This is a genomic window from Thiomonas sp. 13-64-67, assembly GCF_002282795.1.
In the GTDB taxonomy this organism is placed as follows: Bacteria; Pseudomonadota; Gammaproteobacteria; order Burkholderiales; family Burkholderiaceae_C; genus Thiomonas; species Thiomonas arsenitoxydans.
Window position 1 is genome coordinate 1 of the sequence record NZ_NCKP01000027.1, and the last position, 25,326, is coordinate 25,326.

Sequence of the window (25,326 nt, forward strand, 5' to 3'; positions counted from 1 at the left end):
GATTGGTGCAGATCACTTCTGATATTGGACTGTCAGGAGCTGGCCGCACAACAGCCGCCACACCTAATTAACTGGTGCATTCGTCTTCTGAAAATGACATCACACCCCCAGTCCGATGTCTTCGACGCCAAGCTCCAGCGCGTCCATCAGCGCCCGCTCCTGCTCAGCATCCGCGTCGTCAATGGCGGCAAGATCGTGATCGATGACGGCGCCTACGCGCTGCGCGTCGCGCGCAAGAATTTCAGTGCTTGATTCATTCATGACGGTTCTCCAAATCCTGGTTGATTTCTTTCAGTAGCCCGGTGATCTGGTTTTCGATGCGCCACGGCAGGCCCATCGACCAATCGACGCCGGACAGATCGCAACCGACCCATTCGGCCAGACAAAAAACAAGCCGGTCGTCGAGGCCCAGCGCTTCACGCACCAGGGCCTCGCGATCCGATTGGCTCAAGCGGCTCACGGTCAGAACCCGATGCCCTGGCCCATGTCCATGCCCCGCCCGGTACGCCCGGAGCGGAAGACGGCAGGTGCGGGGATGGCTTTTTCTTCGGACTTGATCTCGCGCTCTTGCTTCTCTTCGCGGCCCTCCTGCTTGGCCGCTTTCTCCGCGATCTCTTTGTCCAGCGCCTTGTCCGCATTGCGCACCAGAAGGCTCTTTTCGTCGGCCTCCTGCGCCTGGGTCTGCGCGGCGCTGCGTTCGACTTCCTGTGCCTTGGCGATGCTTGCGGCCACTTCCTCGTTCTCGCGCACGCGCTCACCAGCAGTCATGTAAGCCACCTTGAACACTGGCTCCAATTCCTTGTCGAGCGATTCGCGGGTGCGAATCACGCGGTCATCGCGCACGATCACCACGTCCCGTGCCAGTTCCGTCAGGGAACCGTTGCGGGTCAGGTTGGGCGCGAGTTCCTTGAGCTTGCCGATGTCCACGCCACCATCGGGTTTGCGCAGATCGGCTTCGGCCAGAATGTGCAGCGCGACGTTCTGGGTTTCGCGAAACGCGGCACCGGCGGCCAGCACGCGCTCGGCAGGCATGACCACCACGCCATCGCCGTTCGCAGTGACACCCAGCGTGCCAGCCTGCTCGACCGTCAGCGGGTCAGCGCGCAGTTGCACCGGGCCTGTGCGCTCGGCAATCGGCTTGGCCACCGCCAGGTCACCCGTGATGCCGCGCTCGACGCTGGGCATCACTGCCCGCTTGAGTTGCGGGTTGGTGTCGCGGCCCTTTTTCCAGGCCATCAGCACTTCGGGCTCACTGTTCTGCAGCGGGTAGCCCAGCTTGCCCGCGATCTCCGCGGCTTTAACCTTGAAGGCGAGATCGCCGGTCAGCATCAACCCCTTTTGCAGATCGAACTTTTGCGCAGAAATCTTCAGCGCCGCCTCGATGTCGCGGTCATCGTTGCGCTGCACGTCCAGGCGAGAGCCGCGGTCATGGATCACGGTGCGCAGGCCGCGCTTGTAGTGAATCTGGCCGTCCTTGTCGATGTTGTTCACCAGGTCGGACAACGTGACCGCTTTGGGCGGCACACCACCGAAGCCTTCAATGCCGGAATCAGGAGCCTTCTTCGCTTCTTCCAAAAGCGACTCCAGCACGGGATCACCAGGGTTTTCCTGCGCCTTTTCGCCCAGGAAATCGACCCAGCGCGCCGGGCGCGGCATGGACTTGTCCAGTTCGCGCGCGGCGGCATCCTTGCGGGCCTCAAATTCCTCGACCAGCACGGCGGTTTCCTTGGCCAGCAGGCTGTCGTGCAGGTGAGCATCCACGCCCTCGGCAGTCAGCGATTCCGAGCGCTTGGCGCGAGCTTCCTCGACTTCGCCCTGCAGCTTCATCCAGCGCTCGCGCCAGTCCGCGTCGAAGGCGTCGATGGCGGTGTTGCGCTCGGTGCGCTGCGGCGCGGTCAATTCCTCGTATTCGTGGAGCAGATCGATGCGCTTTTGCTGCTCAACGGAAAGCTCCGGGTCAGCGTTTGCGGAAACATCGGGGGCAAGAGATGCGGACGGGGCGGGCTGCGCCTCGACCTCTGGTTGTTGATGCGGTTCGGCGGCAACTTTGGCCTGGGAAATCAGGGAGTCGAGGGTATCGAGTGCGCTCATGGAGTTCTCCGAAATAGGGTCTGTATGACTGGATATGGCGTGGACACGGCACGCTGCAGCAACGCCTCGCCTGGATCAGCGCTCGATGTCGGCCATGGGTTGGCGCTGCACGGACACGGGCCGGCCCTGGACAAGCGTAGGAACCGGCACCTTGTCCCACTTCTGGGCGTTGGCGATGGGTTCGCGGATGGTGCGCTTTGCGGCATCCTGGAGGGTCTTGTCGCGCCGGACTTCATCGAGCACGGTTTCTGGCGCCGGAAACAGCTTGTCTGCCCACTTGTGCGCCTCGGCCATCACGCCCAGCAGGTTTTTCTGCTCCGGGCCATAGTCGATCTGCGCCACCTTGCCATCCACAGCCCGCGCGGCTTCGTGTGCTGCACGTTTGGATGCAACGGTGTTGTCGGGCACCACAACAATGTCCTTGGCCTTGAGCGTGTTCTTCGCGAACTCGGCCACCGACTTCATGTTGTCCGGCGTGAACGAGGGAAGCACAATCGCCCGTTCCCCTGTCGCGTGGTAAATCGCCAGTGCGGACGCCACGGAATGCGTGACGACGACCTGGTTGCCGAACTCGACCGGGTCGGGCGCGTCTTTTGCAGTCATCGGCTCGCCCGCCATCATCTTGAACCGCATGGTTTCGGTCACAGGAATGATGGAAAACGACGCGGCGCCGAACTGCGAACCAGGGTAGATCGCCGCTTTGTCGGGGTTGACCTCGACTTTCTGCGCGCCGTCCAGTCGCAGCGTCTCGCCGACGACACGGAAAACCGGTACGGCGAACTGCGCAGGCTCGCCGCGCATCGCGGCAGCCATCGCCTGCCGGGTGAACTCGGGGCTTTGCTTGCCGAAGTCGGCTTCAAACTCGGGGTTCTTGAACATCGTGGGCTCCTTGGTTCAGCGGCCAATTTCAGCAATTGCGCGGGCGGGGTGAGACAACCCTATGGCTGGGGGCGGCGCGGCGTTTGAAATCGGCTCAAGAATCAGTCGACGGACATCGATGTCCCTCGCTTGTTCGGTCGCGTCGATCAGCGCTGACATGAGGTGCGCCAGCGCCCGCGACAGAATGTTGTTGTCGGGCACGATCACCACGTCAAAGCCAGCGGCGCGCATGTCGGAGGCCACCGCGCGAAAGTTCTCCGGGCGCATGGCTGCGATCGCATTTCGGCCGCCTTTCGCGCTTATTGCCAGTGCGGACTGGGAACTATCAGTAATAACCACCTTTGGCATCGCTCTGTTGAGCTCTTCGAGCTTGGGCAGTATTCCGTTGGCGGCGCCCAGCCGTTGATGGAATTGCTCGTAGCGCCACGGGGCGGCAAATGCGGCAGGATGGAGGCTTTGTTCTACGCCACTGTCCGGATACAGTGCGCTGAACTCGGCACGGTCGGCGCCATGCAGGCGCAACTTATGTATCGAAACCAGTTGCAGGGTGTCGCCAACTGGCGCGAGGACAGGAATCAAAAATGATGTTTCTTGGCCTGCGAGCGCCCGGCGGATGCCGTTGTCGAAATTGGCATTGCTAAACGCTTTGAGCCTCTCAAAATTGAAATTCGGGTCGTGGTCGTCCATAAAGAGTCTCCAGATGGGGATGTATGGATATAGCGTGGACACGGCATATCAGCGGTTAAGTTCGGCGTAATGCTCGATTTCCTCGCCCCTGTTTTTCTGCAGCAGATCGAACGCATCCACTCGATCAGCCCGCACCTGATCCGGCGAACGCGCTGCATCAATAAATTCGCGCACTGCGGCCATGCCTGCGCGCAGGTCGTGCTTGCGCTCTATGAGCAGGTCGTGCGCGTCGAAGCCGGGCTTGTTGCTGTCCACCAGCGCGACTTTCCCGCCGCAAATTTCGGCCGCCTCGACGGCCTTCTTGATTCCGACGAAATCGGACTTGCGAAGGTCGTTGTCGGCGGCGATCACCACTTCGTGCGATGCCGCCACTCCCGACGCCTTGAGCCAGCGCGCGAGAGCGGGCAGGTTGTGCGCGGACAGCGCCGCCAGCACCACGGTTTCTTTGCTCCCTGCCGCGGCCCACTGCGCCGTCGCCGTGCGCACCGCTTGCCCGGTGCGAACGCCCTCTGTGACGACAATCCGCGTGCCAGACGGAAGCCAGTCGGCGCCGATCTTCGCGCCAGCCTCGAAGAATGACTGGCGAAGCGGCAGCGGCACGAACGCGCCAGCCGTGCGCGAACCCGAAACGATGTACTTGTCCGGGGTCGCTGTTGTGTCCCGTAAAAGCTGCTGCGCGCCGCAAAGCTCGATGGACAGCGACCCTGGCGCGACAGGACGGAACAACGGGGCAATGAGATCGCCAGCATGCCGGTGCCCAGGCGGAAACTCACGCAGCCCCCCAGGGTGTACCCACGCGCCGCCCTTCACGAATTGCGGGTGATCGTCGCGTGGGAAAACTTTGGCATCCCATGCTGCGCGGACACCGGAAACACATGTGGGGTCAACGGGCTCGACCGCCGGTGGCGGCACCAACGCGCGTGATGGCGCATGGCGGATCGTTGACAGGTCAATGCCAAGGTCGCGCGCCGTGATGTAAGCCGTGGGCGACCCATCTTTTGCTTCTCGCCCAGCCCGCCAAGGAGCGGGGAGATCAACTCCGCCGCGATGCGAGGTGACGACCGCGATGCTGTCTTTGATCAGGATCGTTTGCGCATCGGACGATCCCGCGCCGTCGTTAGCCCGGTACATCGTGCCGTCGCGGCCTTGGTGCGGCTTGCCGATTCTCCAACCTCTGAACTCAAGATCGTTCAATACAGCCTGCTCGAATGCGGACATAAAAAATCCCCAGTAGTGCTTCTACGGGGATATGCGCGCGGGCGGCACGGCATAAAAAAGCCCGGCGCACCTCGCGGCTGGCCGGGCTAATCTCGGGAAGGGAAGGGCGAGCGTCAGTCGATGTGGTTCATCCGAATGCTCACACCGCCGGATTGCCCGTCGTGTGACAACCCAGGTTTGCGACGGTTTGCCTCGTATTGCAGGCTCTGCGCCCCACTCTTTAACGTGTCCGCCAAGCTGCGGCCCTTTGGCTTCGGCGCGTTGTCTTTTTCGAATTGGCGCTGCGCGGCAGAAGCATCCGCAGCGTTGGCCGCAGGCGAAGCATCGGCGCTTGCGCCGATTTGCGACTGAGTAGAAGCAAAGCCATTGCCACCCGGCGTTGAGCCAACCGTCGTGCGCGCCGAAGACAGCCCAGCTTCTTGTGTCGCTGGCGCATCGGCTTTGCCAAGTTCCGCGCCGGACTTCACGCCCTCTACAGCCTTGCCTGCGCCCTCTGCGGCTTTGCCTGCAACCTTGCCAGCGCCCTCTACAGCTTTGCCTGTCGCCTCAAGCCCCTTGCCTGCGACCTTGCCAGCCGCTTCGACACCGGTTCCGACCGCCGCACCCACCGCGGCAATGGCCTGCCCGGCAACCGGGATGACATTCGCAGCGCCGGACGCAGCCTTGATGCCGGTTCCAGCGGCAGACCCCGCGGCGCTAACCCCTTGCCCCGCTGTCTGCAAGCCCTTGCCCGCACCGGACGCCAAGGATTCCAGTCGCGAAGTGCCAGACACCCCGCCGACCGGACCGCCGCCCAGCATCGCACTACCGCCAATGCCGCCTTTAGCTCCACCCGATCTTGAGTCTGGAAGCAGCCCTGCAAGCGCGCTTGCGCCTCTCATACCCGCAGCGCCGCCAGCCAAGCCCGCCGCAATCGGAGCCACAGCCATGCCGCCTGCAGCGGCCCCGGCGTTCGACAGGCTCATGGCGGGCGAGCCATTCATCATCGACCCGGCAATGCCCGGCACCAGATAGCCCACCGCGCCATAGGCCAGCGCAGTCGCTCCCGCGGTCAGGAAGTCCACCGGGCCGACGACATTGTTTGGCGGCGCACCGGCCTGCACGGCCGCCCAGTGTTGAATGATGATGTTCGCAAGCTGTCCGCCAAACCCAGCAACCAGGTAAATCGTGAACAGCTTGATGCCGACACTGACCGCGTAGCCAAAGTATTTTTCAGCGAAGGGCAAGGTCCAGCGGCTTCCAGCGAACCCCAGCATAAGCGCACCGCCGCCGATCACGATGTAACTCTCGATCGTCGTGATCAGCAGCTGGATCGCGATGGCGAGGAAGCCGAGAATGATCATCAGCCCTGTCATGCCGATGAAGATTGCCGACAGAAATCCTTGTCCAAGCGCGGCGATAGAGTCGCCGGGGTGAAAAATGCTGATGCCGCTGGACGTTTGCTGCCCGTTGATGCCATTCGCCACGGAAATCACTTTCGCCGCGGTATTGATGCCAGCGTCCAGAATTTCTGACGGCCCGACCGCGCTTGAAATGGACGTCGCCCCGCCGCCGCCGACGGTCTGCCCGGCCTGGACGAAGCTGTTGATGATGGGGGGAATCCAGGTCGGCGCTTCGGTCAACAGCATGGCGAAAAACGCGATGCCGAGAATCTTGAGCGTTATCGAAGTCAGCAGTTCACCGAGGTCGTTTTTGCGCAGCGTGTAGTTGATCGCAGCCCAGGCAAACTCCAGCCCCGCGAGCCCGAAAAACAGCGGGCGGGCGAGATTGAGCGATGCGGTCATCCAGCCCGTCGATGCCGACTGAAACGCGGTTTGAATCTGGTCGAGGACGCCATTGCCTGCGTATGCGGCAGGGGCAGCGAGGGCGAGCAGCAGGAGTGGCAGGAGCCAGCGCTGGGGGCGGTTGATTTTCATGGGTCACCTGTTGTTGCGAGGGTTGTCAGGTGGATATGCGAGACAGCGGCACCGATGCGACCGCGCCGGAAAGAACAAGGGGCAAGGAAGCCACGGGTTCCTTGCCCCTGTTGCTTGCTTTGGCCTCAAGCGGGATCAGTAGAACCCCGCGCCCGTGGTCTGCACTGCGGCGCAGGTGCCGGTTGCGCCAAGGGTTTCTTTGCCCAAAGACTGGCACCACGCAGCCTGTGCGGTGCGCTCTTTGGGGTGCGCCTTGAACCAGCCGTGGTCGCGCCCTGCATAGGGGCCTTGGGCCTGATCGACTCCGGCGTAAAGGTTCTGGCAGGACACCGTGCCGCGCCGCTTGGTCACGGCATCGGCACTCGCAACCGCATTGCCCTGGGCGTCCTTGCCGCCGCACCACAGGGCTTCTTGCCATGCCGGATCGGCGGCTTCGCCGACCACGGCGTGACTGTTCAGTTGCGCGGCGTACCAGGCCACGGTTTGCCCGCCGAACGGGCCTTCACTGGCATTGATCTTCGCCCCAGCAACCGGGCCAACGCCAGGTGCGGTGACGGACGATGCTTGTTGCCCGCAGCCCGACAGCAGGGCGGCGGCAACGATAAGCATCGCGGGAATGGAAAAACGTGCAGACGGTTTCATGGGGCGCTCCTTTGCGCTTGAAAGTGTGGGAATTGGGACTGTTTCTATGAGTCGCCCCGCACTCGCGCCCGAAGGCCGTCTGTACTCTGGATGTTACCGAAGGCGGCAAATCAGTAAAAGCCCGCACCGGTTGATCCGTTCAGAAAGCTCTGGTTGATCTGGTTCTTTTGCAGGTCTTGCGCGTTTTTCGCGCCGACGGCGTTCAGCTCGACTTGGCTGTTGGTCATGATCGTTTGCTGCAGGCCCTGAAGTTGGTTGACCAGCATCCCGGAAATCTGGTTGCCCGCCTGTAGTACCTGCATCCGCCCCGTCGCCGACTGGCTGGCGTTCTGGATTTGCTGTAGCGCCTGCTGCTGCGTCTGGAAGTCCTGCGCCTGCAATCCGTAGGAATTGAGCGCCTGCTGGATCTGGCTGGTCAGGTTGCCGTTCCACTGTGACAGGTTGGCTTGGTAGCTTTGCCCGTTCACGCCGTACTGCGCCTGAACCCCGGCAGCCGTGTTCTGCGAGGCGTAGGTCAACCCCTGCGCTTGTCCGACAAGCGTTACAAGCGACTGCAACTGCCCGGCGATGTTCGGCCAGATTTGATCCGGCAGATTTTTCAGGTTCATCGCCTGGTTGTAGACCATCTGGAACTGCGCTTGCAGTTGCTGCGCCTGGGTGGCGTACTGCTCGACGGCGGTCAGTTCCTGAACGATCTGTTCAGGAAACGTGGCCCCGGCGATCATGCCGGTGGCGTGAGCGGGCGTGCTGGCGAGGGCGGCAATCGCGCCCAAGGCGACGATGGATTTTTTCAGAGTCATGAGGGTTCTCCTGCGAGGTGAGAGGGTTACTGGCCTTGCGGCACGCCGGTTTGTGCGCCGATGTTCTGCAGCGTGGTGCTGGACTGATTCGCTGCGGCGTTCTGCGCTGCGGTGTTGAGCGTGCTGCCGATGCTGGGCGACAGGGCGTTCTCTTGTGCTGCAGTCGCGTTTCCGGTGGCAATCGCTTGGCTCTGGATGTTCTGTTGGTAGTCGTAAAGGCCTTGCTGCTGGTCAACCTCGTTCTGCGCGATGCCCGCGGCCTGCGTCCAGGTAGGGTCGCCCGTGGACTGCGCCTGAGCGTTGTCGTAGCTGGCAATCTGGTTGGCGGCATTGCGCGAATACTCGGCGCTCAACCCAGCGAGACCGGCCTGCGCTGCGATGACGGCGGCGTTCTGGTTCTGCTGCGCCGCTGCACCCAGGGCGTTCTGCTGGGCGTCGGCAGCGGACGTGTAGGACGTGTCCGTACTGGCCGCGGTTGCCGATTGCCCTTGCTGCACGCCGGTCTGCGCGGTCGTTTGCGCGAGCGCCTGCTGGGTATTCGTCGATCCTGCCGCCTGACCCTGCTGCACGCCTGTCATGGACTGAATCTGTTGCAGCGTGCCCTTGGCGCTGTTCAGCGCCGATGCGGCGGCTGCGACGTTCAGCGCCGTGCCCAGTACCGGGGCTGCGGCGACGTTGGCGGCATAAGCGCCGTTGGCAATGTTCTGCTCAACCGCATTGGCGGCCATCCAGCCCGCAGCACACCACGGATTGCCGCAGGACGCGGCGTTTTGCGCGTCCTGGTAGGCGGCTTTGTTCGCGGTGAAGCCGGTAGTCGTCAAGCCGTTCATCGCGGCCTGCGTTGCTGCCCCGGCGATCAGGTATTCGCCCGTGTTATTCGTCACCGTGGGTTGACCTTGCTGGACGCCGGTGCTCTGCGTGATGCTGGCCGTTGATTGTGCGGCGCCGGACGACGCAGCGGACTGCGCGGCGGAGTTGTTGGACTGTGCGACGGCGGGTGCAGCGGACACCTCGGCGTTATATGACGCGCTTTGAGACGTGGCCGCCTGCTGCTGCACAGGAATCTGGGCGCCAGCTTGTGCCTGGTTGTCGTTGGCGACCGATTGCGCCTGATCAGCGGCTTGCTGCCAGGCGTCGCTGTAGCCGCCGCCGCGCCCTCCGTAGTAGTCGCTTCCGACGTTCGCCGCATCCTGATTCGAGATGTCCTGCGCCGTGTTCGACGCAGCCTGGTACGCCTGCTGGTTGTAGTAAGACATCCCGCCGTTGTAGGCGCTGGTCGAGTTTTGATTCGCAGACGCGCCCAGGCTCTGCTGGGCAGTCGGATCGGGCGTGGGCGCCGGGGCTGGATAGGTCTGCGCGGACGCCAGCAACGGCAAAGCCGCCAATGCGGCGGCGAGGGTGAATTTTTTGAGATTCACGGCAAATTCCTTTCTGGCCCCTTGTTGGGGCTGTGTCTGGTTATGCTGTGACCACGGCAAAGCGATCAACCCACGGGCACGACACGCGCCTTGCCGCCATACAGATTGCCGATCACCTCGACACGCTGCCCGGCGACAAGATGCACATCGGCAGCTTGCGTGATCGCCACAGCTTGCCCGTTGTCCAGCCGGATCGTGATCTGCAGGCCCTGTTCGCGGGTTGCAGCGCCCTCTGCCGCGCTTCCGGCGATGCCGCCAGCGACAGCGCCGATGATGGCCATGGCTGTAGAGCCATGGCCGTTGCCGATGCGCGAGCCGAGATAACCCCCGGCAGCAGCACCGCCCAGCGTGCCGATGCCGGTGGAGTTCGGCGCGATCAGCACGGGCTGAATCGCCATCACCGTGCCGAACTGGACGGCCTGCGCCTGTTGCGAGCCCTGGACGGTGTAGTTCAGGGCGGATGCGTCAGGCACGCCGGGGTTGGCGCACGCAGACAGAAAAGCAGGGGCAAAGAGAATGGGGATCAGGAGTTTGCGCATGATGGACTCGCGTGTTGAGTGCTGATGCCTGGATATACGAGGGGGCGGCACGAGGCGGAGTCGGTTGATGAAGCCACACTTTCCTTGCCCCTGTCTGTGCGCCGCCGTAGGCGGGTGCAGTTGCACCGCGCGCAGCGTCCGGTCAGTACCCCTCCCAGGTCTGGGCAGCATCAAACTGCCCGCGCTCGCGCAGCCACTGCGCAGGCCAGGCATCGCCCAACGTGTCGCGCAGTTCTCGAATGCGCGCGATGTCTTCCTTGCCTGACACCCCTACAAAAGCCAGTTCGGGCGCGGACAGCCCCAGTTCGAACAACCGGCGACCGTCCGGGTGAATGACGTAGTACTGACGCTTCGGAGTGGCCATCGTCAGAATCTCGATCTGGCGATGATTCAGCCCGACACCCTCATAGAGGGGCCGGATGTTCTCGGTCATCGCCTCGGGGTTGGGCAAAAAAATCTTAGTCGGGCAGGACTCGAAGATCACATCGGCAATGCCCGATTTGGTCAGATCGGTCAGCGATTGCGTGGCGAACACCACCGCGACGTTGGCCTTGCGCAGCACCTTGAGCCATTCCCGAATCTTGGCCTTGAACGCCGGGTGTCCGAGCATGATCCAGGCTTCGTCCAGCACGAGCAAGGTCGGCTGACCCTTGAAGCGCTGCTGGATGCGGTGAAACAGGTAGGCCAGCACCGGCAGCACCACCTTGTCGCCCTTGTTCATCAGATGTTCCATTTCGAACACCTGGAACGGATCTTCCGCCAGCGCGTCGGTCTCGGCGTCGAGCAAGTGCCCGGCTGCGCCGCTGATCGTGTAATAGCTCAGCGCGTCGCGCAGTTCCGCATCCTGCAACTGAATCAGGAAGTTGGTCATCGTGCGCTGGTTCATCGCGTCGGTGGATTGACCGAGTTGCTGAACAGCGCGATAGATTTTCTGGCGATGCTCCGGCGTGACGCGCACGCTCTGCAGTTCGCATAGTTGCTCGATCCACTCTGCGACCCAGGCCTGCTCGTGGGGTTCATCACAGCGGCCCAGCGGACAAAAGGCCAGATCGCCGTGCTCGCCGCCGATGTCGTAATGCTGGCCGCCTGCGCCCCAACACAGGGGCAACATGGAATAGCCTTTGTCGAAGGCGAACACCTGCGCTTTTTTGTAGCGAAACTGCTGTGCGACCAGCGTGGACAGCAGGGTGGACTTGCCCGAGCCGGGCGGCCCCAGAATCACGGTATGCCCCAGATCGCCCGCGTGCAGACTCAGACGAAACGGAGTCGCGCCATCGGTCTTGGCGTACAGCAACGGCGGGCTGGCAGGCGGATAGAAAGGGCAAGGATTGCTGTCCGGCCCAGCCCAAACCGCCGTGAACGGCAGCAGATGCGCCAGGTTCAGGGTGTTGATCAGCGGACGGCGCACGTTCGCGTGCGTGTTGCCCGGCATCGTGCCCAGATAAGCCTCAACCGCATTCACCGTTTCGATGCGCGCGCCGAAGCCGGCGTTCTCGATGATTTTCTTGACTTCGCGGGCGATTTCGTCCAGCGTCGTGCTGTCGTCATGCGCAAGCAGAATGACGCTCGTGTAGTAGCCGAAGCGCACCGCGCCTGATTGGTTTTCGCTGATGGCGGCCACCGCATCTTCGGTCTGTTCGACCGCGTGCATGTTCAAGTGCGTCGCCGCGCCACCCGAGGCTTCGCGCACCAGGTTCATCATGCTCTTGCGCTTTTGCGCCCACTTGCTGCGGTAGCTGTTGAGCACCTTGTCGGCCTGGGCTTGCGACAAGTAGATGAAGCGGTTGCTCCAGCGATAGGCCACCGGCAGGCGCGACAGGAAATCGAGGATGCCAGGGGCAGAAAAAGCCGGGAAGCCTTCAACGGCCAGGCAGATCATGGGCCGACCGTCCAGACGGGGCTCAAAGCCAGTCGTGAAGTCGTGCTGGCCGATCACCGCGTCCAGGTACATCGGCACTTCGGGCATGCGCACCCGGCGCGGCGCTTGCAGCGTGATGCACGAGTCCAGATAGCCCAGCAGTTCGCTGGTGACCGCGCCAGTATGTTCATCGACCGAATCGGTCATCCGATTGATCTTGACAACCGTGGACAGGCGGGATTCGACTTCGCGGATGCCGTCCTTGAAGCGCTGCAGGTTGCGCGCGGCAACGCCGGTTTTTTCACCGCCGTCAATAAACATGGACGCGGCTTTGTCCGCAGCGTCAGGATCGGGAAACCAGGAAATGGTGAGCGCAAAGCGGCTCTCGAATCCTGCATGCTGACCTTCGTGCCGAGCCTTGCGCATGTCATCGATCAACCGCGTGGTGCGGTCGGGGAATGCCCCGGCCTTGGCATAACCGGGAGCCTGCTGGCGGATCGCATCGCAGTTGACCACCCAGCCGTCGTCGAGCAACAGCGCGTTGTTGATGCGCGCGGCCATGGCGCCGAGTTCGCCCTTGGTGGCGGAATCCAGATCAGGGCCTTGGTACCACCAGCCAGCAAGCAGCGCACCAGCCTTGGTCAGCACAATGCCATCATCGACCAGGGCCGCCCAGGGCAGCAAGTCGGGCAATCCGGCGGCGCGGTCACGGAATTCTTTGAGGGCAAGCATGGGTGTTCCTTTGTTGGTTGCTTCCGGGGTCACTTCCGGGGGTTACTTCCACTCGCGCGACTTGCCAAACGGCGTGGCGCGACCGGAGTAAAAGCGTTTGAATGCAAGAGAGCGGCGTCCGGTTTTGGAAAGCTGTGGATCAAACGTTGCGGCGCGGGACAGCGCCCAGGTGCCGAGCACCCAAAGGCCGATCCCGAGCCCCGCAGCCCACAGCTTGGCCAGCGAAAACACGAACACCCCGGCGAGAGTCATCAGACCAAGAACCAGGGTGCGCTCACCGCCCAGCATGAGCAGCGGACGGTTGAGCGAACCGTGGATCGGCGCGGAAATGTTCTGATCGTCCACGGCTGCTCCTCAGATGACCGCGCCGGACAGGCCGAGCGCCGACAGGAACTTGTTGCCCATGACGATCATGGCCACGCCCAGCACGACGTACAGGGCCTTCTTGGCGATCCCGCCCAGCTCTTCGCCGAATACCAGGGCGGCGCCCGCAGCGAGGAAAGCAATGACGCTGATGCCGGTGGCAACCGGGCCGGTCAGATCGTTCTGCAGGGTCTGGATGGGCGTATCCCAGGGCAGGCCCCCAGAGGTGGAAGCGAACGCTTCCATGGTGGTCGCCGCAAACACGGCGGCAGCGAGGGTGAGGCGACGCACGACGGCGGCGCGCAGGTTGCGGATGGTAGAAAACTTCATGGCTGATCCTTTCGTGATCAAGTAACTGGTTGGGGCGCGGCGGAAGCCTTGCTTGAGTGGATATGCGCAGGGGCGGCACGGCGCGATTCAGCGCAGGGGCGGATCACGGGGTAGGACGGGGCGACGCGGGCGGGATGGACTGCGCTCGACTTCGATTTGCGCGCGTTCCTGCTCAACGACCTGTTGCAGGTCGGCATCCTTGACGCCAACACCCAGGCGAGCGGCCTGTCGTGCAGCCTGCTCGCGGAATGCGGCGTCGCCAGTGATGTAGACCTCGCCACCAAACTTCTGAGCAGCCAACCGCAGTCCGGCCTCAATCGTGTCGGCATCCGCGATGTGGACATCGACGCGCGGGCCGGAATCGGTCATGCGCACGCGCCCGGCTTGGTCGTGGTATTCGATGCGCTGGTGGCGGCGATCGACCTGGATGCGGGCGTCTTCGAGCGCAAAGGCTTTCCTTGCCCCCGCTGTTGGGTCTGGCGGAGCACCGCCAATGGAGCCAGCCATAGCGCGCGGCTTTAACGGGTCAAGGTCTTCGCCCTCGAAGCCATTCTTGCCTTTGTTCTTTTGCTGTCCCTCGCGGTAGCGAATGCCGCGCAGCGCCGATGCGGCTGCTTCATCGTCCGCCATGGCTTGGCGCTCAAGCCAGTCCACCCAACCCACGCTCGGCGCATCCTTAGTCAGAGATGTACGTTCGGCTTTCTGCCGCTTTTGCAGTTCCTGTCGCCGAATGACCGCTTCGGCAGCCCACAGCCCCTGCGCGATTTGCTTGCTGCCATGCTTGGCGGTGAGTTCTGCAATGCGCACCGGCTTGATGGCCTTGAGTTCTTGCCGGAGCGTGGCGCGCTCGGCCTGGTGATGCGCGCGCAGGCTGGAAACCAGCGTGCCACGGGCCTGCTTCTGCGTCGCCTGCTCACGCTTGAATGTGTCCGCCAGTTCCTTGCGTGCCAAGGCGCGCGCCTCGCGCTTCGCCTGCCGTTCCGGGGTTGACCCCGTGCGTCCGGGGATTTCCTGCAAACCCGGTTCAGTCCCGGCGCGCACGCCATCGACAAAGCGGGCATAGGTTTTGGCGGGCTGCACGCGAGCGGCAGAAACATCAGGGGCGACGAAGGGTGAACCAAACTTTTTCTCCAGCCGGCCCAGGCTCAAGGAGTAATGCACGCCGCTGGCCTTGGTGCTGGTGGCGCGACCATCGGGCAGGTTGGTGTCGATGACCAAGCCGCCACCGCTCTGCCGCAAGGTGCAGCCGCGCTCGGCCAGCGTTTGATGTAGTTCCTGCCACGACCGCGCGGCGAGCAGTTCATCCTTGGCGCGTTTGCTCAGCCAGTCCGACAGGCTGGGAACGCCGCTGTGGACTTCCGCAGCACGCGCACCCGGCGTCGGCGCCCGATCGGTCTTGCGCAGGCCCAGTTGTTCGCGCTGGGCTTTGCTCAGGCGCTGAACTTCGCCGTCGATGACGACATACGGCCCCTTGTCATGCGCCCATCCCTGCGCAAGCTCAAGTTCGCGCATGCACTTGTCCAGCACCAGAAAATCCAGCTTTGGCGGACCGGACAAATGGAGTTTTTCCGGGTGAACGCGGTTGGCTAGGATGTGGATATGCCAATGATAGTCGCGGTCGGTGTGCAAGCCCCAGACCGCTTGATTTTCAGACAGTCCAAGCGCCTTGAGCGTGTGCGCTGCAGCTTCACGGCACTGCTCCGGCGTGGGGTGCTCGCCCTCGCGCCAGGAAATGGCGTAGTGATAGAAAGGGTTGCTGGTGAACCGATTGCGCAAGCGGCCCGCCTCGGCGGTGTAGTCCATCATGCGGATGGCCAGAGCGCGATCCAGCGGGTCGGTCAGATCGAGGTCGCCCATCTCCAGGTTGAAGCTGCCACCGGTGACGTTGCGATCCAGCGCGTGCTCTTCGCCGCCCTCGCGGAAGATGTATTGCACGCCGTGGTGCGCGGAGACCCGCCCGCCGCGCTCGTTGTGCAGCTTGATGACTTTGGCGAGCATTCAGGCAGCCTCGTGCTCGTCGCCTTCATTCTTGCCGCCCGCGAGCCTGTCGGCGTGCTCCAGCACGGCTTGCATGGCCGACCAGTAGTGTCGCTTTTCCTCATTCGTCCAGTTGGACTCTTTTGGGTACTGGCCCTTGAGCATCGCGCCCAGGCGGCGTAACTCAAACACCGCGCTTTCATCGACGCGGGAAGCAATGCGCAGCTTGCCGCCAGACAGAGCGAGGTCGCGCACAAAGACGCCGGGCCGCATGCCGGCTTGCGCGGCATGGGCGTTGATGACGTCGATTTCCGCGCGCGTGCAGCGGAAATGAAAAAAGAGTTCGCGCGGCGCGCGTTTGGTTTTTTGAGTGATGTTGGTTGCCATGAAAGTCCCCATGTGTGCTTATGGGGATATGCGCGTGGGCGGCAACACAAACAGCACCCGCGCTGCGCGCGGCGCCCAGGCAAAGGCAGGGGCAAAGAAAAGGGCGGGCGGGGGATGCTCAACGACCGAGGTCGATGTCCGGATTTTGTCGGTGTATTGCCGACAGCCCGGCGCTGCGGCCTGCTGAGCGTGTGTAGCGGTCGGCCTGTTCCAACGCCCACTTGATGGATGCATCGAACGCTGGCTTGTCGGGAGCGCGGATCGCATCCCATGCCGCTTGCGCCGCCCGTGATGTGGTCATGGCATGCAAGGACTCTCGAATCGCATCGAGCCGGTCGCCAGGCAAAAAAACCTGCATGGACTTCGCGACGTGCCCAGCCGCGCTGTGCGCGACGACCGCGCGCCAGTCAAACAGGTCGCGGGGCGTCAATGCCCATCCGCGATAGAACAATTTCTTTGCGAGGACTTCATCCACCGGCTCAAGTGCGAAAGGCACCTCGACATCGGACGCATGCTCATCGGGCAAGCCAAGCAGCGACATGCTCACGATGAAGTCGATTTCCCCGGCAGGGAGTCGAAGTTTCAGCGCTGTGGCGGACTCTTCATATCCCGTCATGACGGACTCAAAGCGATCGTTCAGCCGGGGAGTGAGATACCCGATCCACTGTGGATCACGGATAAACAGGTCAATGTCATCGCTGATCCGGTGTTCGAAGGCCAGCATGAGCCGCGTTCCACCACCCAGCTTGGGGTCCATCTTGGACCCAGCGCGTTGCTCCGCATCGGCCACCATCTCGGCAGCAGCACGGGCGAGTTCGCGCCACGGGCCGCTGGCCTTGAACTGAGACACGTCGTCGCGCGTGGTCATGTCCGATCGGCAACCAGTTGCTCCCACGCCTTGACACGCGGCATGCCGTCCGCCAGGGTTTCGGCGTAAAGCTGATGGGCGTGTCGCCAGTCGGTCTTCGCTTCGCGGGCGCAGCTCAGGATGAGCGCAGGGTCGATTTCCGTAAAAAGGCTGTGCAGCAGTCCCCGAACGATGCGGGTCTTCTGTCCGGCAACGATATGCGCAACGGTGCCTTCGCGCAGCGCAAGCGCAAGATCAGCCGGGCGAACCACCGGGCCGGTCGCCGCGTTCAAATGCCCGACGGCAAGATCGAGTTTGCTGTCCATAGGTGCATTTTGCAGCAGGCGGCCCCTTCAAGCCAGCCGCTCGACGTGGAACCCGCCGCTGGACGACCAGCCGCGCACGGCGGCCACTTCTTCGACCCGGCGACCATCGGCGGTGCGCTTGATCGAGACGACCACATTCACCGCTTCGGCGATGAGTTCGGGGTTGGGCGGCACGCCAGCTTCTTGAATGAGCTGGCCGATGCGGATCAGCGCAGCGCTGGCGTCATTCGCATGCACCGTGCCGACGCCGCCTGGATGCCCGGTGTTCCAGGCTTTGAGCAAGGCCAGGGCGCTACCGTCACGCACCTCGCCCACAACGATACGGTCTGGCCGCAGCCGCATGGTGGCGCGCAGCAGTCGGGTCATGTCGGTATTGTCGCTGGTGCGCAGGAACACGACGTTTTCAGCATTGACCTGCAGCTCGCGCGTGTCTTCGATCACCACAATGCGGTGTTCCCCGTCAAGCCGGGCCACGGCGTCGAGGATGGCGTTGGCCAAGGTGGTCTTGCCTGTGCCGGTGCCGCCGCTGACCAAAACATTCAGCCGGCCAGCGACCGCCTCTTCGAGCGCTTGGCGCTGGGCGCGCGTCATGATGCCCTTGACGACATAGTCATCTAGGGTAAAGACCAGAGTGGCTTTTTTGCGCAAGGCAAAGCTCGCGCGCTCGACCAAGGGAGGAATCAGCGCCTCGAACCGGCTGCCGTCCAGCGGTAGCTCGCATTCGAGGATGGGTTGCTGGGACGTCACCACGGTATCGAGCATGGCCGCCACGGTGTTGACGATGGTCAGCGCCCGCACAGCGTCGATGCGGCCGGTCTGCCGCATGCCCTCGCCCAGGCGATCCACCCAGAGCGTGCCATCTGGGTTGAGCATGATTTCGACCACACGGGGATCACCCAGAGGATCGAGGATTTCACTGCCCATCGCCCGTCGCAGGGCCTCGGTTTGCCGTGCGCGTGCCGCTGATTGTTGTTCGTCTGCCATATTCCTGCTCCTGTATCACACACACAGATATGGAAAACGGCGGCAAACAAACGACGATGTTGATTATTCGATGATTATAAGTTGATATTCGACATTACTGGTGCGCGCTGAAAAAATTGTGGTCACTGCAGTTTAGGAGGAACCACAATGGACGCAGAAATAATGACAAAAACGGAAATCCGGGTGATGCGCATCATCCATGGCTTGCCTGACAGAAAGCCGGGCTTTACATGGCGCGATTTCTGCAATTCGCCAAGTGCATTTTTGAAAACCTGGCCCCTGGGCCGCGCGGGCCGCAGGCTAGCATTCCTGCTGTCGCGCAAACAAAAAACCGCGGCGCGCAGCGGCCTGGTTGTTGCTCGACACGCGAAACTGGCGCTGGAAAAAATGGCCCAGAAAATCAAATCGCGTGGCGGCGATCTGGCGCGGCAGTTTATCGGTTTTGTTGTGCTGCTCGGAGTTTGGGCTGCGCGCACGATTTCTGTGGTGCTGCCCGACGTGCCGCTAAAACGGCAGCGGAAACTGGCTCTCGAATCGCAGCTTCAGATCGAGATCTGAAACCACCAACACCAAAGACAAAAGGAATGAAAATGAAAAATGAACTCTCACTTACCCCGCTGCAAACCTGGGGTGCCGAGTCGATTTACCAGGAAGCCATGCGGGCCGCGCGCCGTTGGCGCAGCGAGCCAGCATTCAATTCTGGCGGGCCGCTTGATTATGTTGAAGACCGTGCGCAGGAAGTTGTTTGCCACGCCTGGGGATACATCAAAAAGCGTGGCTTTAGCGAGGAAGAGTTGTGTATGGATCAGGTGACCCTTTTCCACCGGATCGCAGAATACTCAAAATTTGGAATGATACAGCGATGCTACGCTGTAAAAACGAACGAAATTTTTGCTGACGAAGCTAGCGACGAAGACGCGCGCACCGACAATGCGTCTGGATGTACGGAAGATGCGGAGCATGAGGAACGCGATCAAGAAACGCGAAGCCGCATCAAAGAGATTTTCAGGGCAGTCGGAATTACCGATGCCGACTGGGCCATTTTTGGCGACGCAAACAGCGATCTGACAGAATCTCTCGGCGTCTGTCCGCGAGAAGTTCGGAATATCAAGTCGGATCGCAGTAAGGCGATTATCAAGAGGTTCGAAAAACTTGGCCTGCTGGGCGAAATAAAATCAATTCTCGGCGTCCGGCAACTCAACAAGCTCAACCCGATTTGATCGCCGCTGATCACCACTTCACAGCCAGCCCGCCGCCCTGGGGCGCCAGCGGGCTTGCCTGCGGCGTCCAGGTGATGACGGGGCGAACAGGCGGCAGCGCGCCTATGTTTGCCGGATCACTGCTTGCCCACTGCGCCAGCTTGCCGCCCGGAATGGCTGGCACGAAAACGCCAGCTTTCCCGAACACCTTCTCCCCATAAGCCATTCCCACAGGGCTGTGGAGCTGGCCGGTGTTGTACGCTGACAAGGTGGCGCGTAGATCGCCCGAACGCATCCATCCCTCCATCAGAACCGTCTGCGCGGCGCGCAGATTCGCGCAGGGGTCGAGAACCTGATCGACGCCCAGCCCCAGCCGGGGCAGGTTCCTGCTGTTGATCTGCGCCAGTCCGATGTCCACCGAGTGTCCTCGCGCGATCAGCTCGCGTGCGATGCGCGCAGCTTCCGCCACGCTCGCAGGCCGATAGCTCTTTCCGCCGGTGTTGTCGTGCACGGCCAGCGGATCGCCCCCGCTTTCCTGCTGCACAATCGCCGCCAGCGTCACGGGCGCAATCTGGGGTGCGCATTGCTGAAGCATGGCAACCGGCGTCATTTCGCGGCTCCACCAAGCAGGCCGAACCAGACGCTTGCCATCAACGCAGCGGACGCAATGACGGCAACGGCAGCAAGCGTGCCGAGAAACCATCCGGAATCCTCAAGCTCTTTGATCCCAGAATCGTTGCGCCCAGAATCCCCGTTACTCACATCGCCGTTGCTCATCTCATCGCCCCCCACTTCGTGCCAAGCTTGCCTTCATCCTTGCTGTCGGGCCCTTGCAGGTCGGGCACTTCGGGCCGGCGCCTGCAGCGCTCGATGTTTTTTGCGCAGTCTCGCCTGCCGGTCTGTCCTCGAAACGCTTGCCCGGCTTGCCGCCGTCATCGCCGAATGCGGCTTGGCAGTCCATGCAGCGGTGATAGACGTTCCCGGCCTTGCTTTTGAGTTGGGCGCAGCGACTGCCGCCGCATGCAGGACAGGCATGCATGACCATCTGGCCGTCCGTCAGCTTGCCCTCCAACAGCGCCCGCGAAAACTCCCGCGTTGCATCCACCTGGACCTGCATGAACGCAGCCAGCGCTGCACGCCCTGCGGCGATGTCCGCCAGCGCGTCCTCCTGCAATGCGGTGTAGCCTGGGTCGGCCAGATCAGGCGCGACCTTGCGCAGCATGTCGATCAGCTGCACACCTCGGTCGGTCGGGTGGATTTCCTTCTTGCGGCGCTCGGCGTACTCGCGCGTGATCAGCACCTCGATCATCGAGGCCCGCGTCGCCTCGGTGCCCAGCCCTGACGTCTCCTTCAGTCGCGCCTTGAGCTTTGGATCCGTCACCAGCCTATGCACGCCAGTCATGGCGGCGATGAGCGTGCCGTCGGTGTAGGGCTTCGGCGGTGTGGTGCGCTTGGCGACGACCTCACCGCGCTCACAGGTGCGGACTTCACCCTCGCGCAGATCGGGCAGCGCACCCTGGGCTTCGCCTTGCTCTTGCCCCTCGTCTTCATCCTTGGCGCCGAGCCGCGTCCAGCCGGGATCGAACACCACGCGCGCCGCCGCGCGGAACGCAAGCCCGTCGATCTCGAACAACCCTTCGCGAGTCTCGAATTTCTCGGGCGGCATGAACAGGCGGATGTAGGACTCGCGGATCAGATCGAACACCCGCTTGGCGTTGGCCGACAGGCTGGCCGCATCGGGGCTCTGCCCAGTCGGGATGAGTCCGTGGTGCGCCTCGACCTTGGCGGTGTTCCAGGCCGCGTGCTTGCGCGCCGGGTCGATCCCCGCAACATCCGCGCCACCAATGGCCTTCAGAATGCCCGCCGCTGCACCATGCATCTCAACGGGCAGGTAGGGGCAATCAGTACGCGGGTAGGTGGTGACCTTGGCTTCGTAGAGTTCCTGTGCCGCAGCCAGCGTGTCCTTGGCCGACAAGCCCAGACGGCTGCTGGCGGCCTTCTGCAACCCGCCCAGCGTGTAGGGAATCGGTGCGGCACGCTCACCCGCCTTGCGGGTGAATTTGGTGACTCGCGCAGCCTTGTCGGTGATTTGGCGAGCAACCTCGTCCGCCTTGGCCTTGTCCAGCAACCGCCCATCTTCATCCACCAGATCGTCCGGCATCTGCCATACAGCCCTGATGCCGCCGTCCAGATACGCAATGACCTGGTAGAAGTCGCGGGGCTTGAAGTGATCGATCTCGCGCTTGCGATCGACCAGCAGTGCCAGAGTCGGGGTCTGCACCCGCCCGACACTCCAGGCGCCCGGCACGCCGCAGCCTTGCAGATTGCGGCTCAAGGCGATGGAGCAGTTCATGCCCATCAGCCAGTCGGCCCGCTGACGCGCCAGGGCGGATTCGTAGACGGGGCGCATAGCGGCGTTGTTTTTGATGCCAGAGAGCGCTTTACGCACACTGGCATCATCCAAACTGGACAGCCACAGGCGCGAGGTCTTGCCCTTCCAGTTCAGGAACAGCAAGACCTCATCGACCAGCAGTTGGCCTTCGCGGTCGGCGTCCCCCGCGTTGACGACCTCGGCGGCTTCTTTGAGCAGATCGCGGATCACCTTGACTTGCTTGCCTGCACCACCGTCGCGCGGCGACAGCTTCCAGGTCGTGGGGATGACGGGTAGATGCGACGCGAGAACCTTGCCGCCATCTACATACTCTTCCGGCTTGGCCTGTTCCAGCAGATGGCCGAAGCACCAGGTGACGCGGGTCTTGGCCTGCGGGCAATCAATGAATCCGTCGCTGCGTTTGGCTCCGCCGATGACACCGGCGATGGCTTGGGCTACGGAAGGTTTCTCGGCAATGATGATGCGCATATCCGGCTCCAGAAAAAGGAGCCGGGTGCGTCGGCACCACCCGCGAATCGCGGCAAAGGAGCAACGCAGGAAATCCGCGAACCGCACCCGGCATAGAGATATACGCCGGGGCGGCACGGGCGGGCAGGTGTCGCGGAAGAACGAAAAGCCAAGGCAAAGGAGGGGGCAAAGAGAGGGTACAGCGCAGCGCAGTTATCCCAACTTCTTCGCCAGCTTTTCCGCCTCGATGTGCGTGTAACGCTTGAGCATGGACAGGCTTTTGTGTCCCGTCATGCTCGCCACTTCCATGACGCCCAGGCCCTTCTCAAACAGCCGCGACGCGGCTTCGTGTCTGAGGTCGTGGAAGCGAAGATCAGCCAGGAATGCGGGATCTGGCTTCTTGCCGGACTTGGCGCACTCTTCTGCATAGGCCGCTTTAGCGCGCACGATGCAGCGCTGCCAAGTTTTCTCGAATGAGTCCTTGGCTTGCCAGCCAAACACGCGCCCATCGAGGCGTCGAGGCAGGCTATGCAGTGCGTCCAGTGCGGCGGTTGACAGCGCGACGGTGCGTGCGCTGCCGTTCTTGGTGTCCACCAGGTGTGCCGTGCGCCTGGCCAAGTCGATGCGTGACCATTCCAGCCCGAGCAGTTCCCCCAGGCGCATCGAAGTCTCGACGGCAAGAATGATGATCTGTCGAAGCCCAACCGCACGCGCCTGCGCGGCAGCGGCCAGCAGCGCATCGACTTCGCCTGCTCGCAGCCGACGATCCCGCGCTGGCGGCGCGGCTGGTTTGCGTACCTTGCTCGCCGGGTTGCCTGCGGGCAAATCGATGCTCAAATCTTTTTCGACGAATGAAAACAGGGCTGAGAGCACGTTGATGTGGTGGATGACGGTTTGCGGTGCCAGTCCTTCTTGCAGCAGATCATCGCGCCAGCCCGACACGTCCACCCCGCGCACATTGGACAAGTAGTGAGCGCCGAAGCGCTCGCGTGCCTTGCCGAGGCGCGCGCGAACATCCTTCGCCGATTTCATGGCCTGCACCGGCCCGGCAAGGTAGCGATCCATCACTTCGGCGACTGTCACGCGCTGCGCATCTTGTCGCAGCACAGCAACGTTGCCCCGCTGGGCTTCGCGCTCGATTTCCCGCGCCCAGGCTTCTGCATCGGCTTTCAGGTCAAACGTGCGGCTCAACGTCGGCATGCCACGTCGCCGAATCTGCGCCATCCACCCGTTTTTTCGCTGTTCAAAGTATGCCATGACCGAACCCCCAATTCCCACTCAATTCCCACAAACCAATGGGAAAATACTAGCAGATCAAGCGTTTATGCGGGTTCTAGGCATACTGTATTTAGACCTGTCACGCCGGGGGTCGCGGGTTCGAGTCCCGTCCACTCCGCCAAGACATAACCCCAAGTCATTGATTTGACTTGGGGTTTTTGTTTTCTGGCCGGTTCGGTCTTACCTCAGGTCTTACCTGCGTGCGTAGGTCAGACTCCCTCTCCGATATCATCCCTTGTGGGTTGTTTGGCCGTTTTGCGCGCTTGCGCCGCCGTAGTCCTTACGCCAGGCTTGGCTGCATTGTTCCCAGATGGTGTGTCCGGGTAGCGCATCAGCGCGTCCATCAAGTCGAAGAACCGAGAGGGCAAACGCGATCCTGAATGTCAGAATCGGGATTCGTCGGCTTTTACCGGGCTTCCATCTGGGGCGTTAGTCAGTGACTCGGGCTGGCCGGTCGGGGCCAGTGATAAGTTCTGCCTGATAATGCGGCAGCAGCGCGGGCAGCACTTCGCTGGCGAGTTCCTGCAGGCGGTGCGTGTCCTTGTGACTGATGCGAACGGCTCTGCCGGTGCGCAGGTCGTAACCCCGCAATAGCAGATGCGCGTGAAGCGCGGCTTCGTCTCTGTGGACAACCAGTCCGATCACCGTTGTCCCGGCGGTCGAGGCGATTTGGGATGCGACCGCCGCAATGAGGCGGTCTTGCTCGATCAGGTCGATCTGATCAAGCATGGCCTGCGCATCGGGCGAGAACTCGATGACAGCGGCATAAGCAACTGCGGAGCCTGCTCGTAGTAGGTGCAGCCCGTAATAGCGGCGAAATACATTGGCTTCGGCCAGGACGCTGCTCGGGATCGGCGGCGCGATCAACACAGAATTTTTTGCCGTGCGGCTTCTATCAGCGTAGTGGGGCACATGCGCCCGCAGGTCGTGTTGTCGCTGGCGGAGCAGCCGCGACGCGGGTAGGGGGGTGATGCGCAGATGGAGAGTTGGGCACATGGCGCTGGTGAGATTGATCTACAGTCAACGTATAGCGCACGAGAACAAGCGAACCGACTTCCCGCGAGGTTGGCCGGCATAAATCGTGCGGATGGTCACAAAAAACACAAAAAGTGTTTCTAGGAAACACAAAGACACCAGCGGCTTGGACGCGGTTTTGAGGGCTTTTTGGGGTAGTTTCGAGCCGAAAAACAGGGCAAATGGCGGTGGGGCCAAGGTCGTTTGCCCCACCCAAATCGAGCTTAACTGTTGAAAACAATTGAGAAGTTTAGACCCTGGACGGTGGGGCCACTTTTCCAAACAAGAGACACCTATTGGCGGAAAAAAAGTGAACTCCGAAAGGTTACAAAAGTATCTATAAGATGCAGTAACAATATTTACGAAAAGTTGTTCAAGTTTTTCTCGCGCATGTGTGTCTTAAAAGCTTGGCCCCACTGGCCCCACCGGGGGCATAGGGTGACTATATCTAAGAATATCATTGACTTACGCTAATTTAGCGTGGGGCCATAGGTGGGGCCACGGTGGGGCCAGTGGGGCCAAGACGTGGGTTGCGGGTGATTTCCATCACAGACCGCCCCGGCCTGGCAATCGCCCATAGGGTGGTGCGCGGGCGTTTTTGGCCGGTCTGTGGCTTCTGGGCTAGTGTGAGGGCAGTCCTAGTGACTGCGCGGCTGTCCTGGGGCGTTCTGACGCGTTCTAGCCTACGCTGCGGTTGTCTTGGCCCCGTGCGTGGCCTGACACAAAAAAAACCCGGTCGCCTTTCAGCAGCCGGGTTAAGCGAGCAGGCACCCCTGCCGCTCGCGAAAAAATCGCAGACGGGTCAGAACTCGGCGTCGATGTCTGTGTCGGCTCCTGCCGATCTAGGTGAGGCCGCGCCATCCTCCTCGACGGGGATGTACACCCCGGAGCGCCGAGAGCCGTCCCCCCGAGTTCGACACCAACTGTCGTAAGTGCTTGATCTGTCTATGGCAGGTTGTTGAAATTGCCACTACAGCAGGGGCAGTTGGGTGTCTTGGGTGG

General features: G+C 62.2%; 26 protein-coding genes. 2 read left to right on the forward strand and 24 right to left on the reverse strand.

Features of this window, described 5'->3' with window-relative positions; translation table 11 throughout:
* Positions 1 to 99 precede the first annotated feature (99 nt).
* The 19 genes from B7X30_RS15735 to trbB all read right to left on the reverse strand — a co-directional run bounded on the left by B7X30_RS15735 (position 100) and on the right by trbB (position 17,994).
* Entirely contained in the window at positions 100 to 261 is a 162-nt protein-coding gene (locus B7X30_RS15735; RefSeq protein ID WP_156052516.1) for a hypothetical protein, read from the reverse strand.
* Complete coding sequence (locus B7X30_RS08315; protein ID WP_156052517.1) at positions 254 to 424, reverse strand: hypothetical protein; 171 nt, start codon at positions 422 to 424, stop codon at positions 254 to 256. Before B7X30_RS08315 ends, B7X30_RS15735 begins: the two co-directional genes overlap by 8 nt.
* A gap of 38 nt (positions 425 to 462) precedes the next feature.
* Positions 463 to 2,091, reverse strand: a complete 1,629-nt coding sequence (locus B7X30_RS08320) for an LPD7 domain-containing protein (RefSeq protein ID WP_286730207.1) — start codon at positions 2,089 to 2,091, stop codon at positions 463 to 465.
* A gap of 75 nt (positions 2,092 to 2,166) precedes the next feature.
* Positions 2,167 to 2,970 carry a hypothetical protein gene (locus B7X30_RS08325; protein WP_064971536.1) on the reverse strand — a complete coding sequence of 268 codons (804 nt, stop codon included), beginning with the start codon at positions 2,968 to 2,970 and terminating at the stop codon, positions 2,167 to 2,169.
* A 15-nt stretch (positions 2,971 to 2,985) separates the two neighbouring features.
* Entirely contained in the window at positions 2,986 to 3,657 is a 672-nt protein-coding gene (locus tag B7X30_RS08330) for a hypothetical protein (protein ID WP_286730208.1), read from the reverse strand.
* A gap of 48 nt (positions 3,658 to 3,705) precedes the next feature.
* Positions 3,706 to 4,875 (reverse strand): primase/helicase family protein, encoded by a 1,170-nt coding sequence (locus tag B7X30_RS08335; protein ID WP_156052518.1) that lies wholly within the window; start codon positions 4,873 to 4,875, stop codon positions 3,706 to 3,708.
* A gap of 113 nt (positions 4,876 to 4,988) precedes the next feature.
* The gene (gene trbL, locus B7X30_RS08340; protein WP_064971539.1) at positions 4,989 to 6,791 is read right to left on the reverse strand and encodes a P-type conjugative transfer protein TrbL; all 1,803 of its coding nucleotides are present in this window, start codon (positions 6,789 to 6,791) and stop codon (positions 4,989 to 4,991) included.
* A 135-nt stretch (positions 6,792 to 6,926) separates the two neighbouring features.
* On the reverse strand, positions 6,927 to 7,433 hold the full coding sequence (locus tag B7X30_RS08345; RefSeq protein ID WP_064971540.1) for a hypothetical protein: 507 nt from the start codon (positions 7,431 to 7,433) through the stop codon (positions 6,927 to 6,929).
* 110 nt (positions 7,434 to 7,543) lie between these two features.
* Positions 7,544 to 8,233 carry a P-type conjugative transfer protein TrbJ gene (gene trbJ, locus B7X30_RS08350; RefSeq protein ID WP_064971541.1) on the reverse strand — a complete coding sequence of 230 codons (690 nt, stop codon included), beginning with the start codon at positions 8,231 to 8,233 and terminating at the stop codon, positions 7,544 to 7,546.
* A 26-nt stretch (positions 8,234 to 8,259) separates the two neighbouring features.
* On the reverse strand, positions 8,260 to 9,651 hold the full coding sequence (locus B7X30_RS08355; RefSeq protein WP_064971542.1) for a hypothetical protein: 1,392 nt from the start codon (positions 9,649 to 9,651) through the stop codon (positions 8,260 to 8,262).
* A 65-nt stretch (positions 9,652 to 9,716) separates the two neighbouring features.
* Positions 9,717 to 10,190, reverse strand: a complete 474-nt coding sequence (locus B7X30_RS08360) for an outer membrane lipoprotein (RefSeq protein ID WP_064971543.1) — start codon at positions 10,188 to 10,190, stop codon at positions 9,717 to 9,719.
* Positions 10,191 to 10,332: 142 nt separating this feature from the next.
* On the reverse strand, positions 10,333 to 12,780 hold the full coding sequence (locus tag B7X30_RS08365; RefSeq protein WP_064971544.1) for a VirB4 family type IV secretion/conjugal transfer ATPase: 2,448 nt from the start codon (positions 12,778 to 12,780) through the stop codon (positions 10,333 to 10,335).
* A gap of 42 nt (positions 12,781 to 12,822) precedes the next feature.
* Positions 12,823 to 13,125 carry a conjugal transfer protein TrbD gene (gene trbD, locus B7X30_RS08370; protein WP_232054130.1) on the reverse strand — a complete coding sequence of 101 codons (303 nt, stop codon included), beginning with the start codon at positions 13,123 to 13,125 and terminating at the stop codon, positions 12,823 to 12,825.
* A 9-nt stretch (positions 13,126 to 13,134) separates the two neighbouring features.
* Positions 13,135 to 13,473, reverse strand: a complete 339-nt coding sequence (locus tag B7X30_RS08375) for a TrbC/VirB2 family type IV secretion system protein (protein ID WP_084440238.1) — start codon at positions 13,471 to 13,473, stop codon at positions 13,135 to 13,137.
* Positions 13,474 to 13,560: 87 nt separating this feature from the next.
* Positions 13,561 to 15,471 carry a TraI/MobA(P) family conjugative relaxase gene (gene traI / locus B7X30_RS08380; RefSeq protein ID WP_286730209.1) on the reverse strand — a complete coding sequence of 637 codons (1,911 nt, stop codon included), beginning with the start codon at positions 15,469 to 15,471 and terminating at the stop codon, positions 13,561 to 13,563.
* Positions 15,472 to 15,837 (reverse strand): plasmid mobilization protein, encoded by a 366-nt coding sequence (locus B7X30_RS08385; protein ID WP_156052520.1) that lies wholly within the window; start codon positions 15,835 to 15,837, stop codon positions 15,472 to 15,474.
* Positions 15,838 to 15,955: 118 nt separating this feature from the next.
* Positions 15,956 to 16,705, reverse strand: a complete 750-nt coding sequence (locus B7X30_RS08390) for a nucleotidyl transferase AbiEii/AbiGii toxin family protein (RefSeq protein ID WP_156052521.1) — start codon at positions 16,703 to 16,705, stop codon at positions 15,956 to 15,958.
* A complete protein-coding gene (locus tag B7X30_RS08395; protein ID WP_013106262.1) occupies positions 16,702 to 17,010 on the reverse strand; it encodes a hypothetical protein in 309 nt (102 codons plus the stop codon). The genes B7X30_RS08390 and B7X30_RS08395 overlap by 4 nt, the downstream gene beginning before the upstream one ends.
* Positions 17,011 to 17,037: 27 nt before the next feature.
* Entirely contained in the window at positions 17,038 to 17,994 is a 957-nt protein-coding gene (gene trbB, locus B7X30_RS08400; RefSeq protein ID WP_064135054.1) for a P-type conjugative transfer ATPase TrbB, read from the reverse strand.
* A 147-nt stretch (positions 17,995 to 18,141) separates the two neighbouring features.
* Between trbB and B7X30_RS08405 the strand changes: the two genes are divergently transcribed.
* Both B7X30_RS08405 and B7X30_RS08410 read left to right on the forward strand, forming a co-directional pair.
* Positions 18,142 to 18,552: a hypothetical protein gene (locus B7X30_RS08405; protein ID WP_141130566.1), complete on the forward strand. Its 411-nt coding sequence runs from the start codon at positions 18,142 to 18,144 to the stop codon at positions 18,550 to 18,552.
* Positions 18,553 to 18,584: 32 nt separating this feature from the next.
* Entirely contained in the window at positions 18,585 to 19,214 is a 630-nt protein-coding gene (locus B7X30_RS08410; protein WP_286730210.1) for a hypothetical protein, read from the forward strand.
* 10 nt (positions 19,215 to 19,224) lie between these two features.
* On the opposite strand, the gene B7X30_RS08415 is transcribed toward B7X30_RS08410, so the two are convergent.
* From B7X30_RS08415 to B7X30_RS08435, 5 genes are all read right to left on the reverse strand, one after another.
* Entirely contained in the window at positions 19,225 to 19,803 is a 579-nt protein-coding gene (locus tag B7X30_RS08415; protein ID WP_064135051.1) for a lytic transglycosylase domain-containing protein, read from the reverse strand.
* Positions 19,800 to 19,970 (reverse strand): hypothetical protein, encoded by a 171-nt coding sequence (locus tag B7X30_RS08420; RefSeq protein WP_156052522.1) that lies wholly within the window; start codon positions 19,968 to 19,970, stop codon positions 19,800 to 19,802. Before B7X30_RS08420 ends, B7X30_RS08415 begins: the two co-directional genes overlap by 4 nt.
* Position 19,971: 1 nt before the next feature.
* Positions 19,972 to 22,053 (reverse strand): DNA topoisomerase 3, encoded by a 2,082-nt coding sequence (locus B7X30_RS08425; protein ID WP_079668488.1) that lies wholly within the window; start codon positions 22,051 to 22,053, stop codon positions 19,972 to 19,974.
* Between the two features lie 192 nt (positions 22,054 to 22,245).
* Positions 22,246 to 23,232 carry a tyrosine-type recombinase/integrase gene (locus B7X30_RS08430; RefSeq protein WP_232054131.1) on the reverse strand — a complete coding sequence of 329 codons (987 nt, stop codon included), beginning with the start codon at positions 23,230 to 23,232 and terminating at the stop codon, positions 22,246 to 22,248.
* A gap of 507 nt (positions 23,233 to 23,739) precedes the next feature.
* Positions 23,740 to 24,177, reverse strand: a complete 438-nt coding sequence (locus B7X30_RS08435) for a relaxase/mobilization nuclease domain-containing protein (protein WP_286730211.1) — start codon at positions 24,175 to 24,177, stop codon at positions 23,740 to 23,742.
* Between the last annotated feature and the right edge of the window lie 1,149 nt (positions 24,178 to 25,326).

Coding starts and splice junctions, on each gene's coding strand:
- B7X30_RS08345 (WP_064971540.1), bottom strand. CDS start 7,433: ATGAAACCGTCTGCACGTTTTTCCATTCCCGCGATGCTTATCGTTGCC.
- B7X30_RS08430 (WP_232054131.1), bottom strand. CDS start 23,232: ATGCCGACGTTGAGCCGCACGTTTGACCTGAAAGCCGATGCAGAAGCC.
- B7X30_RS08325 (WP_064971536.1), bottom strand. CDS start 2,970: ATGTTCAAGAACCCCGAGTTTGAAGCCGACTTCGGCAAGCAAAGCCCC.
- B7X30_RS08365 (WP_064971544.1), bottom strand. CDS start 12,780: ATGCTTGCCCTCAAAGAATTCCGTGACCGCGCCGCCGGATTGCCCGAC.
- traI (WP_286730209.1), bottom strand. CDS start 15,471: ATGCTCGCCAAAGTCATCAAGCTGCACAACGAGCGCGGCGGGCGGGTC.
- B7X30_RS08320 (WP_286730207.1), bottom strand. CDS start 2,091: ATGAGCGCACTCGATACCCTCGACTCCCTGATTTCCCAGGCCAAAGTT.
- B7X30_RS15735 (WP_156052516.1), bottom strand. CDS start 261: ATGAATGAATCAAGCACTGAAATTCTTGCGCGCGACGCGCAGCGCGTA.
- trbB (WP_064135054.1), bottom strand. CDS start 17,994: ATGGCAGACGAACAACAATCAGCGGCACGCGCACGGCAAACCGAGGCC.
- trbL (WP_064971539.1), bottom strand. CDS start 6,791: ATGAAAATCAACCGCCCCCAGCGCTGGCTCCTGCCACTCCTGCTGCTC.
- B7X30_RS08410 (WP_286730210.1), top strand. CDS start 18,585: ATGAAAAATGAACTCTCACTTACCCCGCTGCAAACCTGGGGTGCCGAG.
- B7X30_RS08425 (WP_079668488.1), bottom strand. CDS start 22,053: ATGCGCATCATCATTGCCGAGAAACCTTCCGTAGCCCAAGCCATCGCC.
- B7X30_RS08335 (WP_156052518.1), bottom strand. CDS start 4,875: ATGTCCGCATTCGAGCAGGCTGTATTGAACGATCTTGAGTTCAGAGGT.
- B7X30_RS08395 (WP_013106262.1), bottom strand. CDS start 17,010: ATGGACAGCAAACTCGATCTTGCCGTCGGGCATTTGAACGCGGCGACC.
- B7X30_RS08385 (WP_156052520.1), bottom strand. CDS start 15,837: ATGGCAACCAACATCACTCAAAAAACCAAACGCGCGCCGCGCGAACTC.
- trbJ (WP_064971541.1), bottom strand. CDS start 8,233: ATGACTCTGAAAAAATCCATCGTCGCCTTGGGCGCGATTGCCGCCCTC.
- B7X30_RS08360 (WP_064971543.1), bottom strand. CDS start 10,190: ATGCGCAAACTCCTGATCCCCATTCTCTTTGCCCCTGCTTTTCTGTCT.
- B7X30_RS08390 (WP_156052521.1), bottom strand. CDS start 16,705: ATGACCACGCGCGACGACGTGTCTCAGTTCAAGGCCAGCGGCCCGTGG.
- B7X30_RS08420 (WP_156052522.1), bottom strand. CDS start 19,970: ATGAGCAACGGCGATGTGAGTAACGGGGATTCTGGGCGCAACGATTCT.
- B7X30_RS08375 (WP_084440238.1), bottom strand. CDS start 13,473: ATGAAGTTTTCTACCATCCGCAACCTGCGCGCCGCCGTCGTGCGTCGC.
- B7X30_RS08405 (WP_141130566.1), top strand. CDS start 18,142: ATGGACGCAGAAATAATGACAAAAACGGAAATCCGGGTGATGCGCATC.
- B7X30_RS08415 (WP_064135051.1), bottom strand. CDS start 19,803: ATGACGCCGGTTGCCATGCTTCAGCAATGCGCACCCCAGATTGCGCCC.
- B7X30_RS08330 (WP_286730208.1), bottom strand. CDS start 3,657: ATGGACGACCACGACCCGAATTTCAATTTTGAGAGGCTCAAAGCGTTT.